The organism is Alicyclobacillus fastidiosus (assembly GCF_026651875.1).
Taxonomy (GTDB): Bacteria; Bacillota; Bacilli; order Alicyclobacillales; family Alicyclobacillaceae; genus Alicyclobacillus; species Alicyclobacillus fastidiosus.
Map to the genome: position 1 here is coordinate 1,497,312 of NZ_CP104067.1, position 14,941 is coordinate 1,512,252.

Sequence of the window (14,941 nt, forward strand, 5' to 3'; positions counted from 1 at the left end):
GGTTCACTAAAACAGAGGGTCCGGTGTCGCTTGCGGCACTGGACCCTCTGTTTTGTCGTCATAGCCGCTGTCAATCAGCTTGCTTCTGAAATAATTTGACGTACGCGCCGTACCCCTCTTTTTCCAAATCGTCTTTGGGCACAAAGCGAAGGGCTGCAGAGTTGATACAGTACCGCAATCCACCTGCTGCACGCGGTCCGTCGTCGAAGACGTGACCCAAGTGCGAGTCGGCTGTCTCACTTCGGACCTCGGTGCGGATCATACCGTGGCTGTAGTCGGTCTTTTCGACAATCTCTTGCGGGTCGATGGGCTTCGTAAAACTCGGCCAACCGCACCCGGAGTCGTACTTGTCGAGCGAGCTGAAGAGCGGTTTGCCGGAGACGATGTCGACGTAGATCCCATCGCCGTGATGGTCCCAGTAATCGTTCTGGAATGGTGGCTCTGTAGCGCTGTGTTGCGTCACCTCATACTGCAGTGGAGTGAGTCGCTGTCTCAAATCCTCGTCGTCTTCTGCCATGGTTCATCCCTCCAAATATGACGTGCGATGGCGATCTCGTCATTGTGCGGTGGCGTGTGCGTCTGCACCCGTACCTGAAAGACCAAAGGCGTCTGCGATCAACTCGAAGGAGTTCAGCCTATCCTCAAATCGCGCGGTCGTCGTCGCCAGCATCACTTCGTCGGTTCCATACAGCCGGGCGAGCTCTTCAATCTGTTGTTTGACACTCGCTTTGCTTCCGACGATCATCCGCTTTCTGTTTTCCTTCACCAGTGCTAATTCGTATCGACTATACGGGTACGATTGTGCCATCTCCAAGGTGGGTGTTCCGTTTGACCGTTGACCGTTGGCTAGTAGCACCAGTGACAAATCGAGGACGGACGCGAGCTTTTCCGCCTCTTCGTCGGTCTCAGCGCAAAAGGCAAAGATGGCCACGCTCGTTTTCGGTGCTGTGGCTAGTAGAGATGGCACGAACGTGTCGCGGTACATGCGCATCGCTCCGACGCCGCCTTCGCCGTTGATGAAGTGGGCAAAGGTAAACGCAGTGCCTTTTTGCGCGGCGACATAGGCGCTTCCGTCACTGGACCCCAACAGCCACATCTCCGGCACCGTATCCACGACTGGGGAGGCCGTCAATCCGAAGAATCGATGCTCCTCTGGCAGAGAGTCCGTGAGATAGTCGCGGAGGTCCTCCACCTGTTGCATGTAATCCACAGCATTTCGCGCCTTACCTTCCTGTAACGCCATCGTCGATCTCGGCATCCCACCCGGCGCCCTCCCCAGGCCAACGTCAATTCGCCCCGGATACAGCGCCTCGAGCATGCGGAAGTTCTCCGCCACCTTATACGCGCTGTAGTGAGGGAGCATCACGCCGCCCGAACCGATGCGGATGTGCTCCGTCTTCGCCGCGAGGTGTGCAATGAGAATTTCTGGGGTCGATCCCGCGAGCGTCGGCGCGTCATGGTGCTCGGACACCCAGAGTCGATGATAACCACGTCGCTCCGCCATCTGTGCAACTTGCACCGTCTGTTGGAGTGCTTCTCTTGCAGTGCTGCCGTTTGCGATGGGGGATTGATCGAGAATGCTAAGTTTCAACATGCGCCATTCCCCTCCCTGTTTATCCACATCCCTAACCGCTTCGGGGAGAGATTACGTTTGAGTGTACAGCCTGAGTATACCCTTTCGACAGCGATTACAAAAATGTAAGTAAGAATAGAAACGTTAGTTTAAAGCGCTGGGTGTCGGGTCAGCCTTGTACGCCGATTTTGGTCGCTATCCACCCGACGTACTCTTTCACGGCCAACGCGGTCACGTTCAATGCGCCTGCAGATGGCAACCACGAGTACTGCCCACGCCCGGACTGTTCGTTCGCTTGATAGTCTGTCGGAAACGGGGTGACCGCAATCCCCTCACGCTTGAAGTCCAACACCGCTCGAGCCATATGAAACGCGGAGGTGACGAGAATCGGGTGAACGAACTGGTGCGCGTTCAGAATCGGTTTCGTAAACTGTGCATTTTCTTCCGTGTTTCGGCTGTTGTTCTCCGTGTAAATTGAATTCGCCGGAATGCCGAGGCCGACCAGCTCACGCTTGGCGATTTGCGCCTCGGACTCACTCCTTCCAGCGACGACATTGTTTGGTCCGGCCGTGATGATGATCGGAAGGTGCTGCATGTAATAAAGCCGCGCCACCGCGATCAGTCGGTTGGCCGAATTGCCCGTGAGGCCGCCTTGACCATCGATATCAGGTGTCCCGAGGACGGAGCCGCCCCCGAGCATCACAATCACGTCGCCGTGAGGATGCCGTGGCTGCGGGTAGGCGTCTTCGAGCGGCCTGATCAGTGCGTTCGCGAACGCTTGGGTGGTTGTCACGTACAGAATGACCGCGAAGGCCCACAGGCAGACGCCGGCGGCTCGCGTCTTGCGATAGACGAACGCGCCGACGCAAACCATCAGGATGACGAACAGCCCAGGTGGCAAAATGAAGGATTCGATGGTTTTCAACAGGGAAAACATGGGCAACCACCTCCAAGGAACTACGCCTCAGTCGTGAGCGACGCTATCCGCTCGTGCAACGTCTCCACATCCTCGGTGGCGGTTGCCAAACCGCGCTCGTAAATCCGCCGCGCTTTTTCGACGTCGACCAGTGCCGGGTTGCGATGATACCTTGGGCTGTATTCGTCGCCCCAGTCGATGAACGTCCACGCGTCGTCGGGATACGCGTTGCACAGTTCCTCGCAGATGGCGTCCGCCGCCGCCGCATCACCGAGGACGAACAGGGCCACGCTTTGCGCACTCTGCATGTTCAAAAGAATTGGCGTCGCAGAGGATGGAAATGTATCGCGAAATGACGTCGTATAGTCGAGCAGCGCTTGGGCGAGTTGCGGGAATTCGTCCACTTGGTTGGTGAGCTCCATTTCGACATCCTGGACCCAACTGAACAGGTCCATCGGCAGGACGTTCTCCATGACCTGCGCATCGAAGACGGAGATGTCCCGGACCGACTGTTCGACGGCGAAATTGCGCAGGCTTCTCCAGGCATTCAGCCACTTGTCGAGGGCCTGCATGCGATTGCCCGACTGGATATCTTCGATTCCTTTGCGCATGAGGCTAGCGAAGTCTTCCCAACAAAACAGGTCGGTACAGAGTCTATCCCAAAGCGCCACGGTCGCGGCGGTGAGGAGGGCGGGCGACGTGCCCCGATTGGCCTCCCAACGCCGTGCTACGGCGTTTATGGAGTGGTGTTTGCCTGCTACCTTGCGGAAAACTTCCTGATCGATGTCGACGCCGACGCGGTGAAGTTCCGCGAAGATCTCCTGAGTCGAGAGCGTCGTCATTCGTTCAATTTCGGTACTTAATGTAGATGTTTCACGAGAATCGGCCAACTTTTGTAGCTCCTTTGTAAAATCGACGATTATCCTATTCTTATCCATGATAGCACGCGCGAAGACGTTCGACTCGCGAAGGGTCACGCGAACGGGTTACAATGGTACAAAACGTGAATCACAGAGACGGGGGTTTCTCGTGACTGGCCAGGAAGAAATCAATCAATCTGCGGACCATCTGGTGATGAACGCAGTGGATACGATACGTGAACGATTACAAGACGAAGAGGCCAGGTCGCGCCTGACCGCCATCGAAGACGCCTATCTCACCATCGGACGAAGCGATGTGGAACAGTGCCGCGCGTGGCTGCAGGCGGCGATTGAAGAGACTCGGGACGCGTGGCCGATGCGGTTGTATCTCGCAGATGTCCACCTGCAGGCGGGCGACGAGCAGTCGTTTGAGCGGGAGGTGGGGGAGTGTTTGGCGAGATCGAGTGATCCGTTCGTGGTCGTCTCCCTGTTTATGTTCATGACGCGACTCTACGTGCTGCGCGCGAAAAGCGTGACGGCAGCGGTCGAGTACGTTCGGGAGACGGTCGAAAACAACCCTAGTGTGGCGCCGTACATTCGTTCCATCTTCATTCAAACCTTGCTTGAGGCGGGGGACTTTGAGGAAGCGTATACGCATCTGCAAGTCGCGGTGCACGAGAACAATTCGATGCTCACGATTGAAGGGCTGGAGATCCTTCCGATCTTGCTCGCACGACTCGGTCGGTGGGAGGATGTTGGCAGCGTGACGGAGAGCGTCGGATTGTTCGCACGTGAGCAGCTCAGTGTCGGGGAGAGATTCCAATTTGTGCAGAGGCTGATGGAAGATGTGCGGGAACGCGAGCAGTTAGGGGATGTTCAGACCGCGCGATTCTTGATGGACGTCGCGAAGGCTGTCGATGACGACCACCCGGATGTGCGGGGGTATCTGTCGATTGGCGTTCAGATGCCAACAGGTTGGTGGCCGGTTCAGTAGAGTGCGGTTCGCACCCCATATTCTGTTTTGTTCTAACGGATACTACCTTTGGGTAGGGCAGCAAATCAGCCGGTAGGGGGAATCGAAGATGTCGAAGAAACATCCGGAACCGACGCACAACGATGCGAACAAAACGCTCCCCATTGAAGAGCATGAAGAACGCATTCAGGGAGAAACGAAGCGAGCTAAGCAGGGGAAACCCAACAAGTAGACTGTGCCGATCTTTTGGTGCCGTTGCACACCTTGGCTCGCAGACGACGTTGTCCACGTCGAGCCCAAGTGGACAAAAAGAGGACCCTCGGTTCGTTCGCCGGCCGAGGGTCCTCTTTTGGGAAATTTCCTTACTTCACTTCTCCGAGGGCATCGAGCATCGCTTGAGTAAAGCGAAGAGCCTTCTGCACGTTCGGGTCCTTGAGCATCTTCAGCAGGGAGAAGACGCTGTAGCGGGTCTGGTCCTTTTCGGCGCGTTCCTTGGCGATTTCGAACGCCTGGCGGCCCTTTTGAACGGTGCCGAGGCACGGTTGCACGTAACCCTGTGCCATCTTCGTTAGACCTTCCAGCGTATCACCGTCGGTTACCGCATCTTCTGCTGCGCGATAGACGCGGTCTACCAAGTGGACGACTTTCGCCAAAGTCGGCAGACTGTCGACGACGGTTACCAAGCTGGCAAGCGTCTCTTCGTCTTTCGTCAAAGCGGTCAAAATGGAAGCGAGTTGTGGCAAGTTCTCAAGTACTGTGTTCAGAGAGTTTTGCACTTGTGGATTGAGAAGTACGTCGGTTACGTCAACCGACTCGTTCACGTTGGTTGCTTCTGTCACGTTGAGTCCTCCTTGCTCTTTGCACCCCTGGAGTAGCCTGTGCATCATAGCTAGTCTCAGCTGCGTGTTGAAAAAACCTCGATATATTCCGCTGGAAACATTACAGGCTAGGTGTAATGATCCGACGTGAGAATTCCACTCCACAGTATAGTGGACTTAAAGCCCCTTTGTCTAATCTCAGTATCAGAAAAACTTCGTATACATATGTTCAACCACGAATCGTGCAGACCTCGAAGTGTGATAGCTTGCGGGTCGTGCTGCGGCGCAGTTTGGCGAAATTTCGGTATATACGCCGTGATGATGATTTGGTAACATCAAGTTTGCGAAATCTCCAGTCATTGGAGTGATCGATGTTGAAAATGGAAACCTCACGGCAGTCACAAGGGACACACGTCATCGGGGTCGGCTACGCGGAGCACGAGGTACCGTACCGACACAAGGAACGAGACGTACTCGACTGCTATCTGTTCCGCTTGCAGACAGATGGTCATGCAAGGGCTTTGGTCGACAATCAGATGATGCACGTCAAGGCAGGCGACTTGTTGATGTTTGGGCCAGGGCAGGCATATGAGCTACAAATCGACCGATTTCAAGAAGATGCGGTGCATTCCACAGACCTCTTCCTGCTATGCCAAGGGCCTTGGCTCGACGACTGGTGGAATAAGCGGCGGCGACCGACGCACGCGAGGCTCTCGCTCCACGAACACTGCGTTCACCTCTGGCGGCAGTTGATTGAAGAGCACCGGCGACCCGGCGTCCCGAACGCCGAGCTATGTGATTACCTCCTACGCGCACTCTGTCTGACGATTGACCGACACGCGCACGACGCCGAGCGTCATACGACGGTTCCACTTGCCGCAGATAGGATGCGATGGTTCATCGAGCGCCATGCGCCGGACGACATTACGCTCAAGGATGTCGCAGACGAGGCAGGCCTCAGCATTTCCCGAGCAGTGCACATATTCAAGGAAACCTACCAGCAGACGATTGTTCAGTATTTGCTCGAAGTACGCCTGCAGATGGCGTGTGACCGAATGCGCTTCAGCACGTTTAATCTCGAGCAAATTGCCGATTCATGCGGTTTTCGGAGCTACTCGTACTTCTACCGCGTCTTTCGATCACGCTACGGCATCTCTCCCCGCGCCTTTCGCCAACGCGCACAGTAAGATTTGCGCTGGCGGACGGCGCCTATTTTTTTCCCAGCCAAATCCGACAACAAAACGACCAGATAGGTCATGGGATTCCCAATTTCTTTGTGGTTAAATCACATCTATGTTGCCGCTTTCTTTAGTTTGTTTAGCAACTGCGAACCGATCAGACGGTCCGAAGATACCTGAAAGGAGAGACTTTTGTGGACGGCGTCTACCGGCGTTTGGGCAGGTTTTATCGCCCTTTTTTACCGTATCTGTACGTGAGTTTGGCGCTCCTGGTCATCACCACGGCACTCGCGCTTGCGTACCCTTATCTTCTGAAGATGATCGTCAATGATGTGGTCCTCGGTGGGCAGTACGGTAAACTTCCCTGGCTTTCCCTTGGCATTTTAGTCGCAGCATTCATCAAGGGATTTTTTAACTTTGGTCAGGCGTATCTAGGACAGTTGTTCGGCAGCCGGACGGCGTTCGACTTGCGCAACGCTCTGTACAGAAAATTGAATCATCACCCCTTTTCCTATTATGACAATATTCATACAGGGGATCTGATGTCGCGGATGACACAAGATCTCGACGCGTTTCGCATGTTTTTGGCGTTTGGCATTAACCAGTTGGTGAATCTGGCGCTCACCGTGGTGATGGGCATTCTGATGATGCTTTCGATGAATTGGATTCTGGCCCTGTGTCTAGCTGCACTGCTCCCAATTCTCGCTGTCACCGCCCTCCGCTTCGACAAACAGGTTCATCCGACGTTCCAGAAGATCCGCAAAACCCTGGGCCAACTCAACTCGGTGGTCCAGGAAAACATCATGGGCGTGCGAACGGTCAAGTCGTTTGCCAAAGAATCATTTGAAATTGACAAGTTCAACGAGCGCAACGACGCCTATTTCCAGTCAAACATGGCTGCAACGCGCTTGTGGCGCAAGTTCTTCCCGTTCATCGAACTGGTCGGCAACCTGGGCGTCGTGCTCATTCTCATGGTAGGCGGTTGGCTCGTCATGTCCCACCAGATGAATCTCGGCGACCTCGTCGCGTTCCTGAGCGTCGTCTGGTTCATGATTTGGCCCATGTCTCAACTTGGCTTCTTGCTCAACAACTGGACTCAGGCGACAGCCGCGGGTGAACGACTACTTGAGATTCTCGAGTACCCTGACGCGCTGGACGCGAGCCACGAACACGTCACAGGCGAGATCAAGGGACGGGTTGAGTTCCGGAACGTGACCATCCGCTACGGTGATACGACCGTGATGAAAAACGTCAGTTTCGTCGCGGAACCCGGCGAAACTATCGCGCTCCTGGGCCTTACCGGAGCTGGAAAGAGTAGCTTGACGTCGCTTATCGCGCGATTCTACGACGTCGGCGAGGGGCAAATTCTCATTGATGGCGTCGATGTGCGGGAGTGGGATCGACAGAACTTGCGCAGGCAGGTAGGGGTCGTGTTCCAGGAGCCGTTTCTGTTCTCCACCACCATCTTTGCCAACATCTCGTACGGTCGCCCGTTCGCCTCGCGGGAGGACGTCGAACGCGCGGCCGCGATGGCGGATGCAGCCGAGTTTATCGACGGGCTGCCGGAGGGGTACTTCACCCTCGTCGGGGAGCGCGGTATGGGGCTGTCCGGGGGGCAGAAGCAGCGCGTAGCGCTCGCTCGCGCCATCCTCTTGAACCCCTCCATCCTCGTCCTCGACGATGCGACGAGTGCGGTGGATATGGAGACGGAGTACGAAATTCAACAATCTCTAATGAAGGTCATGACTGGGCGTACGACGTTTATCATTGCGCACCGCATCTCGTCCCTCAAGCGGGCGGATACCATCCTCGTCCTGGACCGGGGGGAAATTGTGCAGCGGGGGACACACGAAGAGCTGGTGCACCGGGAGGGACTCTATCAGCGGATCTTCAACATGCAGTTCCAGGATTTCGCATCGATGACGGATCAACCCGTTCATACTGGCACAGACGGTACGAGCAAGTAGAGAGGAGGAGTGTACCAATTGGAACACACGGATGAAGTTCTTCGATCCCCCTTTATCTATCGCGACGACGAAGCCTTGGAAAAGAAGTTCGAACTATGGCAGATGCGTCGCCTGTTCACCTATATGAAACCTTACCCAGGCATCATCGCGGGCGCCTTCGGGGCGACCTGCGGAAATCTGGTCGTCACGCTGCTCGCCCCCTATCTGGTGGGGCGAGCTATCGACACGGCCGTCGCAGAGCGTCAACCGTTGGCTCTGATCCACTATGGAATCGTGCTTGTCGCTCTGTACTTGCTCAACTTTGGCTCCTCGATGCTGCGCATTCACCTCACGAACCGGCTGGGTCAGAGTGTGATTCAGGGGCTGCGCAGAGAGCTGTTCTCGCACGTTCAGACGCTGTCGAATGACTTTTACGACAGCCGTCCGGCAGGCTCTATCCTCGTGCGCATCATGAACGACGTCAATTCGCTGCAGGACCTGTTTACCAACGGTGTCGTCAACAGCATTACCAACCTGTTCACGCTCATCGGCATCATCGCCATCATGTTTTCGCTCAATTGGCAGTTGTCCATCGCCACGCTCGTCGTGGTGCCGTTCATGTTCCTTCTGTCGATGCGGCTGACGATTCAAATCCGCCGAGCTTGGCAACAGGTGCGCATTCGCCTGAGCCGCATCAACGCCCACTTGGCGGAAGGCATCCAAGGGATGCGCGTCACGGAATCGTACGTCCGCCAGGATGAAAACCAAGTCTTTTTCGAGCGCATGAATCGCGATTACATGGATAAGTTCTTACTGGCGCAGCGCTGGAGTATTCCATTTGGACCCTTAGTCGATCTCACCGGCGCCCTCGGCAGCACGCTTCTCTTCTGGTATGGCGTCCATCTGCTCCACAATCACGTCGTGACGGTGGGCTTGCTCGTCGCCTTCGCAAATTACCTGGGCAATTTCTGGACGCCGATTGGGCAGCTCGGTCAGGTCTACAACCAGATTCTCGTCGCCATGGCGTCGTCGGAGCGCATCTTCCAGTACCTCGATACGAAGGCGCTAATCAAGGATGCAGATGCGGCAAAGCCAATGCCTATCACGCGCGGCCGCGTGTCGTTCGACGACGTCGTCTTCGCATACGAGCAGGGTCGCAGGGCGCTCGACGGCGTCAGTTTTGACGTGTTACCAGGCCAGACCATCGCCCTCGTCGGTCACACTGGTGCGGGAAAGAGCACGGTTATCAGCCTGCTAGCGCGCTTTTACGATCCCACTTCTGGCCGCATCCTGATAGACGGGCAGGATATCCGCGATGTCACCGTGGAAAGCCTTCGCTCACAGGTGGGCATGGTGTTACAGGAGACGTTCATCTTCTCCGGCACCATCATGGACAACATTCGGTACGGCAATCCTGCGGCGACCGACGAGGAGGTCAAGGCGGCGGCCACCGCCGTTTACGCCAACGAGTTCATCGAGCAATTGGAGAACGGCTATTACACGGAGGTACGAGAGCGCGGAAGCCGTCTGTCGCAAGGTCAACGTCAACTGCTCTCGTTCGCCCGCGCGATTCTCGCGAATCCCCAAATTTTGATACTCGACGAGGCCACGGCGAGTATCGACACGTACACTGAGCACTTTATTCAAAAGGGACTTGAGGTACTGTTGGCTGGTCGGACGGCGTTTGTCGTCGCGCACCGATTGTCCACGATTCGCGACGCCGACCAAATTCTCGTCTTTGATCACGGCCAGATTGTTGAACGAGGTACGCACGAAACGCTCATGCGCACTCGCGGCTATTACTACGATTTAGTGGCTGCACAGTACCGTTTTTTGGCGTAATCAACGACTGACGTTTTCGATTGCCCAGTGAACATGTATACTACAGGTTGAATTGCCGTCCAAGCGGGCCAGGCTAGGTTCACGGCTGAGTTTCGTTCGGACGTATCTTCTTCGGACATTGAGGGGCCCGGGTTGACCGGGCTCATTTTATGTGTCATTTCTGGGGGCAGAGGAATGCGTCAAGCGAGCATGGAAAAGAGAACGTTTTCACCGTATATCAAATTTTCCCGCGACGAGTGGCGGAACTTGCGGGAGGCTACGCCGCTCACGCTGACGGAAGCGGAGTTGGCGACACTGCACGGGCTCAACGAGCAAGTGTCGCTCGCCGAAGTCGAAGAAATTTACCTGCCGCTGACGCGCCTTCTGAACCTGTATGTCGGGGCTACGCAAAATCTGTACCAAGCGTCGCACCGGTTTCTTGGCTATGCGGGAGAAAAAGTACCCTATATCATCGGTATCGCGGGGAGTGTCGCCGTGGGCAAGAGCACCACTGCGCGCATCATTCAGGCGCTCTTGTCGCGCTGGCCGAATCACCCCAAAGTAGATCTGGTGACGACCGACGGCTTTTTGTTCCCAAATCGGGAGTTGGAGCGCCGCGGCATCATGCATCGAAAAGGGTTTCCCGAGAGCTATGACACGCGCAAGCTCATTCATTTTCTTGCAGATGTGAAGTCTGGAAAGCCGGAGGTTATCGCACCGGTGTATTCGCACTTGACATACGATATCGTGCCCTCCGAGCAGATTGTCGTGCGGCGCCCGGATATCGTCATCCTCGAGGGGGTAAACGTCCTGCAGACGAGCCGATCAGCCAGTGGCAACCGCCCGATGAACGTGTTCGTCTCCGACTTTTTTGACTTCTCCATCTATGTCGACGCCCAGGAGTCGTTCATCCGCGGGTGGTACGTGGAACGGTTTCAAAAGCTGCGGGAAACTGCATTTCGCGATGCCAAATCGTATTTTCACCGCTATGCCAGCCTCACAGAGGACGAGGCAAACGAAACGGCATTGCGAATTTGGGAAGAGATTAACGCAAAAAATCTGAAAGAAAACATCCTTCCTACGAAACAACGGGCGGATTTGATTCTTCAGAAGGGCGACCACCATATGGTCGAGCGGGTACACTTGCGGAAGATTTAATGGGTCGCGGCGTCTAAGCATCCATAACAGCACCCAAAAGAGCGCACTCAGGACCAGTGTCTTGCGTGCGTTTTTTGTTTTGTTCCTCCTTGTCAAAGTGTGAACATTTGCAAATGGGCAGATCTAGCGTTGCGCAGTCTGGATGGCTGCGCTAAACTAAAGTTAACGGGACGAAAAACGAATCGGTGGGACTTATGTAGTCCCGATGAGTCGAAACCGGGATGGGTGAACCTGCATGGAAACTTCGGATTGGACGGCTGTCCGCAGAGTTGTACCCGAATTGATGGACGTCCTACAGCAGCGCTTGCGGATTCTACAGCGCGTGCATCTGCTCGGTCCCATTGGGCGGCGGGCGCTCGCACAGGCGATGCAGCAGTCGGAGCGAACCTTACGTGCCGAGCTAGATCTGTTGCGTCAGCAAGGGCTGCTTCTTAGTTCTGCGGCGGGCGTATCACTTTCCGATGAGGGAAGCACGTTATTGGGGGAACTAGAAGCGGTAGCGGCTGCGGCAGCCGGCCGGTTTGATTTGGCCCGAACGCTTTCGCAGATGTTACATATCCAAAACGTGTTTGTCGTCGAAGGCGATAGCGACACAGAACCCTGGGTGGCAGATCAACTGGGGTTACAGGCTGGTCAGCACTTGCACACAGTACTTCGCGACGGCGACATCGTCGCGGTCACGGGGGGAACCACCGTCGCGGCCCTGGCCCGAAACATGATCGCTCGTCAGGACTATCGCAACCTGCAAGTTGTGCCAGCGCGAGGCGGTGTAGGCGAGACGGTGGAGTATCAGGCGAATACCATCGCGTCGACGCTGGCGGAGAAACTCGGTGGTACGTCTATCATGTTGCACGTGCCGGATCGATTGTCACCAGGGGCCGTGGAACAGTTGTTGACGGACCCATATGTACAGGAACGGCTTCCAATCATCCGGTCCTCGACCGTCGTCGTCCATGGCATCGGCGATGCGATGGCGATGGCCAGGCGCAGGCGAGTGAGCGAAGAGGAGTTATCCATCCTCATAGCGCGCGGAGCCAAGGCTGAGGCATTCGGATATTACTTTGACGAACACGGAGAAGTCGCCTACTCGATGAAGACCATTGGTCTGAGATTGTCCGACATCGGTCACGTCCGTGAGGTTGTCGCCGTCGCAGGGGGCGCACAGAAAGCGAATGCCATCGCGGCGGCAGCAAAGGCGTATCGCATCGATACCCTCGTGACAGATGAAGGGGCGGCACGACGCCTGGTTCAACACCAACACAACGTGTGAGGAGAGAGACAAACATGGCAGTGAAAGTTGGCATCAATGGATTTGGCCGCATTGGCCGCAACGTATTCCGCGCTGCACTCAACAATCAAGACATCGACATCGTCGCAGTCAACGACCTGACCGACGCAAAGACGTTGGCAGCCCTTCTCAAATATGACTCCGTACACGGCATTTTGAACGCCGATGTACATGCTGAAGACGGTGCACTCGTCGTCGGCGGCAAAACCGTGAAAGTGTTCGCGGAACGAGATCCGGGCGCAATCAAGTGGGCAGAGGTCGGCGCTGACATCGTGATCGAGTCCACAGGTATCTTCACGGACAAGAACAAGGCGCAAGTACACATTACCCAAGGCGGCGCAAAGAAGGTCATCATCTCTGCACCCGCGAAAAACGAAGACGTGACCATCGTTATGGGCGTCAACCACGAGGTCTACGACCCAACTGAGCACCACGTCATCTCCAACGCTTCTTGCACGACCAACTGTCTGGCACCAGTCGCAAAGGTGATCGACGATGTCTTCGGCATCGAAAAAGGCCTCATGACGACTGTTCACTCGTATACGAACGACCAACGCATCCTTGACCTGCCGCACTCCGATATGCGTCGTGCGCGCGCTGCTGCGCTCAACATCATCCCGACGTCGACCGGTGCTGCGAAGGCGGTTGGCCTCGTCCTGCCACACCTCAAGGGCCGTTTGAACGGTATGGCAATGCGCGTTCCAACTCCGAACGTGTCCATCGTCGACCTGACCGCTCAAGTGAAGTCCGGCGCGTCCGTTGAATCGGTCAACGAAGCGCTCAAGCAAGCTTCACAAGGCTCGCTCAAGGGCATCTTGGCATACAGCGAAGAGCCACTCGTGTCGCACGACTACAACGGCGATGCGCACTCCTCGACTGTTGACGCGCTCTCCACGATGATCATCGACGACATGGTCAAGGTTGTTGCTTGGTACGACAACGAATGGGGTTACTCCAATCGCGTCGTCGACCTCGCCACTTACATCGCTTCCAAGATGTAATGGCCTTTCTGCTTACAAAAAGCCGCCCGATCATCCCGCCGTGGATGGTCAGGCGGCAGTTTGAGGGCATCAAAAAACCGAGCTATCCGGTTGTCCGGACGGCTCGGTTTTTTTAAACTTCGTTTTATAGGTTGCGAATCATCGTCTGTTCGCGGTCGGGTCCAACGGAGACGAACTTCACAGGAACGCCTACCCAAGCCTCGATTTGTTCCACAAACGCCTGTGCGTTCGCAGGGAGTTCAGTAAATGAGCGGCAGTGCGAGATATCCTCACTCCAGCCTTTTAGCATCTCGACTTTCGGCGTCACGCGCTCCAAGTCGTACGCTTGCAGTGGCCACTCGTGTTCTTGACCGTCCAATTGGTATGCCGTGCAGACGCCAATCTGGTCGAGGCCGGACAAGACGTCCAGTTTCATCAGTGCGAGTTCCGTATAGCCGTTAATCCATGCGCCGTAGCGAAGCGTCGGGATGTCGAGCCAACCGCAGGCGCGCGGCCGGCCGGTGGTCGCTCCGTACTCATGCCCTTGCCGCTGTAGGTACTCACCCTCTGCGCCCTTCAATTCGGTCGGGAAGGGGCCTGCTCCGACCGCTGTCGTGTAGGCCTTCGTAATCCCTGTCACGCGTCGAATGGCGGTTGGCGGAATGCCTGCGCCCGCCGGGATACCGCCCGAAATCGGTGAGGACGAGGTGACGAATGGGTAGATGCCCCAGTCGAGATCGCGCATGATCCCGAGTTGACCCTCGAGCAGCACGTGCAGATTCTTTTGTGCCGCCTCGTACAACAGCGGCGTCGTGTCTTGAATGTAAGGCAGCAGGCGTTCGCGCGCCGCCATGAGCTCTGTCCACAGGTCTTCAAACTGTCCGTAATTCGCGAGCGCGGGGATGCGGTTCAGTTTGGCTTCCCAGGCTAGGCGCAGGCGCTCCTCAAACCGGCCAAGGTCGCGCAATTCGCCAAACTGAAGGCCGAATCGGCCGACTTTATCCTGATACGCCGGGCCAATCCCTTGGAGGGTGGTGCCGACTTTTTTGCTGCGCTGTTCCTCTTCCCATGTATCTTGCCAGATGTGGTATGGGAGGACCATGTGCGCCCGTTCGGAAATGACGAGCCGCGATGTATCGATATTGCCAGCCTCGAGCGTCTGTAACTCGCGGACGAGCTGCCCTGGGTGAATGACCATGCCCGCGCCGAGGATAGATGTCGTATGTGGATGGAAAATCCCAGACGGCACGAGGTGAAGTGCAAACTTGCCGTACTGATTGACGATGGTGTGACCTGCGTTCCCACCGCCCTGATATCGAACGACGATATCCGCTTGTTCTGCTAAATAGTCGACCATTTTGCCCTTGCCTTCGTCGCCAAACTGCGCACCAATCACTGCATGAAACACTTGATGACCCCCTCTAGGAAAA

At 56.0% G+C, this 14,941-nt stretch carries 14 protein-coding genes; 8 read left to right on the forward strand and 6 right to left on the reverse strand.

Features of this window, described 5'->3' with window-relative positions:
* Nucleotides 1-70 precede the first annotated feature (70 nt).
* The 4 genes from msrB to NZD89_RS07395 all read right to left on the reverse strand — a co-directional run bounded on the left by msrB (nucleotide 71) and on the right by NZD89_RS07395 (nucleotide 3,379).
* The gene (gene msrB, locus NZD89_RS07380; RefSeq protein WP_268007088.1) at nucleotides 71-517 is read right to left on the reverse strand and encodes a peptide-methionine (R)-S-oxide reductase MsrB; all 447 of its coding nucleotides are present in this window, start codon (nucleotides 515-517) and stop codon (nucleotides 71-73) included.
* 39 nt (nucleotides 518-556) lie between these two features.
* Nucleotides 557-1,594, reverse strand: a complete 1,038-nt coding sequence (locus NZD89_RS07385; RefSeq protein ID WP_268007089.1) for an LLM class flavin-dependent oxidoreductase — start codon at nucleotides 1,592-1,594, stop codon at nucleotides 557-559.
* A 148-nt stretch (nucleotides 1,595-1,742) separates the two neighbouring features.
* Nucleotides 1,743-2,510: a YdcF family protein gene (locus tag NZD89_RS07390; RefSeq protein ID WP_268007090.1), complete on the reverse strand. Its 768-nt coding sequence runs from the start codon at nucleotides 2,508-2,510 to the stop codon at nucleotides 1,743-1,745.
* A 20-nt stretch (nucleotides 2,511-2,530) separates the two neighbouring features.
* On the reverse strand, nucleotides 2,531-3,379 hold the full coding sequence (locus NZD89_RS07395; protein ID WP_268007092.1) for a hypothetical protein: 849 nt from the start codon (nucleotides 3,377-3,379) through the stop codon (nucleotides 2,531-2,533).
* Nucleotides 3,380-3,518: 139 nt separating this feature from the next.
* On the opposite strand from NZD89_RS07395, the gene NZD89_RS07400 reads away from it, so the two are divergent.
* On the forward strand, nucleotides 3,519-4,343 hold the full coding sequence (locus NZD89_RS07400) for a tetratricopeptide repeat protein (protein WP_268007093.1): 825 nt from the start codon (nucleotides 3,519-3,521) through the stop codon (nucleotides 4,341-4,343).
* A gap of 88 nt (nucleotides 4,344-4,431) precedes the next feature.
* Nucleotides 4,432-4,554 (forward strand): hypothetical protein, encoded by a 123-nt coding sequence (locus NZD89_RS07405; protein ID WP_268007094.1) that lies wholly within the window; start codon nucleotides 4,432-4,434, stop codon nucleotides 4,552-4,554.
* 130 nt (nucleotides 4,555-4,684) lie between these two features.
* Here NZD89_RS07405 and NZD89_RS07410 read toward each other — a convergent pair whose 3' ends face one another.
* Nucleotides 4,685-5,161, reverse strand: coding sequence for a DUF1641 domain-containing protein (locus NZD89_RS07410; RefSeq protein WP_268007095.1), 477 nt, complete (start codon nucleotides 5,159-5,161; stop codon nucleotides 4,685-4,687).
* A 359-nt stretch (nucleotides 5,162-5,520) separates the two neighbouring features.
* Between NZD89_RS07410 and NZD89_RS07415 the strand changes: the two genes are divergently transcribed.
* The 6 genes from NZD89_RS07415 to gap all read left to right on the forward strand — a co-directional run bounded on the left by NZD89_RS07415 (nucleotide 5,521) and on the right by gap (nucleotide 13,532).
* Nucleotides 5,521-6,327, forward strand: coding sequence for a helix-turn-helix transcriptional regulator (locus NZD89_RS07415; protein ID WP_268008422.1), 807 nt, complete (start codon nucleotides 5,521-5,523; stop codon nucleotides 6,325-6,327).
* Between the two features lie 185 nt (nucleotides 6,328-6,512).
* On the forward strand, nucleotides 6,513-8,285 hold the full coding sequence (locus NZD89_RS07420; RefSeq protein ID WP_268007096.1) for an ABC transporter ATP-binding protein: 1,773 nt from the start codon (nucleotides 6,513-6,515) through the stop codon (nucleotides 8,283-8,285).
* A 9-nt stretch (nucleotides 8,286-8,294) separates the two neighbouring features.
* On the forward strand, nucleotides 8,295-10,106 hold the full coding sequence (locus tag NZD89_RS07425) for an ABC transporter ATP-binding protein (RefSeq protein WP_268007097.1): 1,812 nt from the start codon (nucleotides 8,295-8,297) through the stop codon (nucleotides 10,104-10,106).
* 174 nt (nucleotides 10,107-10,280) lie between these two features.
* Nucleotides 10,281-11,243: a type I pantothenate kinase gene (gene coaA / locus NZD89_RS07430; RefSeq protein ID WP_268007098.1), complete on the forward strand. Its 963-nt coding sequence runs from the start codon at nucleotides 10,281-10,283 to the stop codon at nucleotides 11,241-11,243.
* A gap of 235 nt (nucleotides 11,244-11,478) precedes the next feature.
* Nucleotides 11,479-12,513, forward strand: a complete 1,035-nt coding sequence (locus tag NZD89_RS07435; RefSeq protein WP_268007099.1) for a sugar-binding transcriptional regulator — start codon at nucleotides 11,479-11,481, stop codon at nucleotides 12,511-12,513.
* A 14-nt stretch (nucleotides 12,514-12,527) separates the two neighbouring features.
* On the forward strand, nucleotides 12,528-13,532 hold the full coding sequence (gene gap / locus NZD89_RS07440; protein ID WP_268007100.1) for a type I glyceraldehyde-3-phosphate dehydrogenase: 1,005 nt from the start codon (nucleotides 12,528-12,530) through the stop codon (nucleotides 13,530-13,532).
* 124 nt (nucleotides 13,533-13,656) lie between these two features.
* Here the strand turns inward: gap and NZD89_RS07445 are convergent, their stop codons facing one another.
* Nucleotides 13,657-14,919: an adenylosuccinate synthase gene (locus NZD89_RS07445; RefSeq protein ID WP_268007101.1), complete on the reverse strand. Its 1,263-nt coding sequence runs from the start codon at nucleotides 14,917-14,919 to the stop codon at nucleotides 13,657-13,659.
* Nucleotides 14,920-14,941: the final 22 nt, after the last annotated feature.

Excerpts from the sequence above, each read along its gene's own strand:
- msrB (WP_268007088.1), bottom strand. The coding sequence starts at position 517 with ATGGCAGAAGACGACGAGGATTTGAGACAGCGACTCACTCCACTGCAG.
- NZD89_RS07385 (WP_268007089.1), bottom strand. The coding sequence starts at position 1,594 with ATGTTGAAACTTAGCATTCTCGATCAATCCCCCATCGCAAACGGCAGC.
- NZD89_RS07390 (WP_268007090.1), bottom strand. The coding sequence starts at position 2,510 with ATGTTTTCCCTGTTGAAAACCATCGAATCCTTCATTTTGCCACCTGGG.
- NZD89_RS07405 (WP_268007094.1), top strand. The coding sequence starts at position 4,432 with ATGTCGAAGAAACATCCGGAACCGACGCACAACGATGCGAACAAAACG.
- NZD89_RS07415 (WP_268008422.1), top strand. The coding sequence starts at position 5,521 with ATGGAAACCTCACGGCAGTCACAAGGGACACACGTCATCGGGGTCGGC.
- coaA (WP_268007098.1), top strand. The coding sequence starts at position 10,281 with ATGCGTCAAGCGAGCATGGAAAAGAGAACGTTTTCACCGTATATCAAA.
- NZD89_RS07435 (WP_268007099.1), top strand. The coding sequence starts at position 11,479 with ATGGAAACTTCGGATTGGACGGCTGTCCGCAGAGTTGTACCCGAATTG.
- gap (WP_268007100.1), top strand. The coding sequence starts at position 12,528 with ATGGCAGTGAAAGTTGGCATCAATGGATTTGGCCGCATTGGCCGCAAC.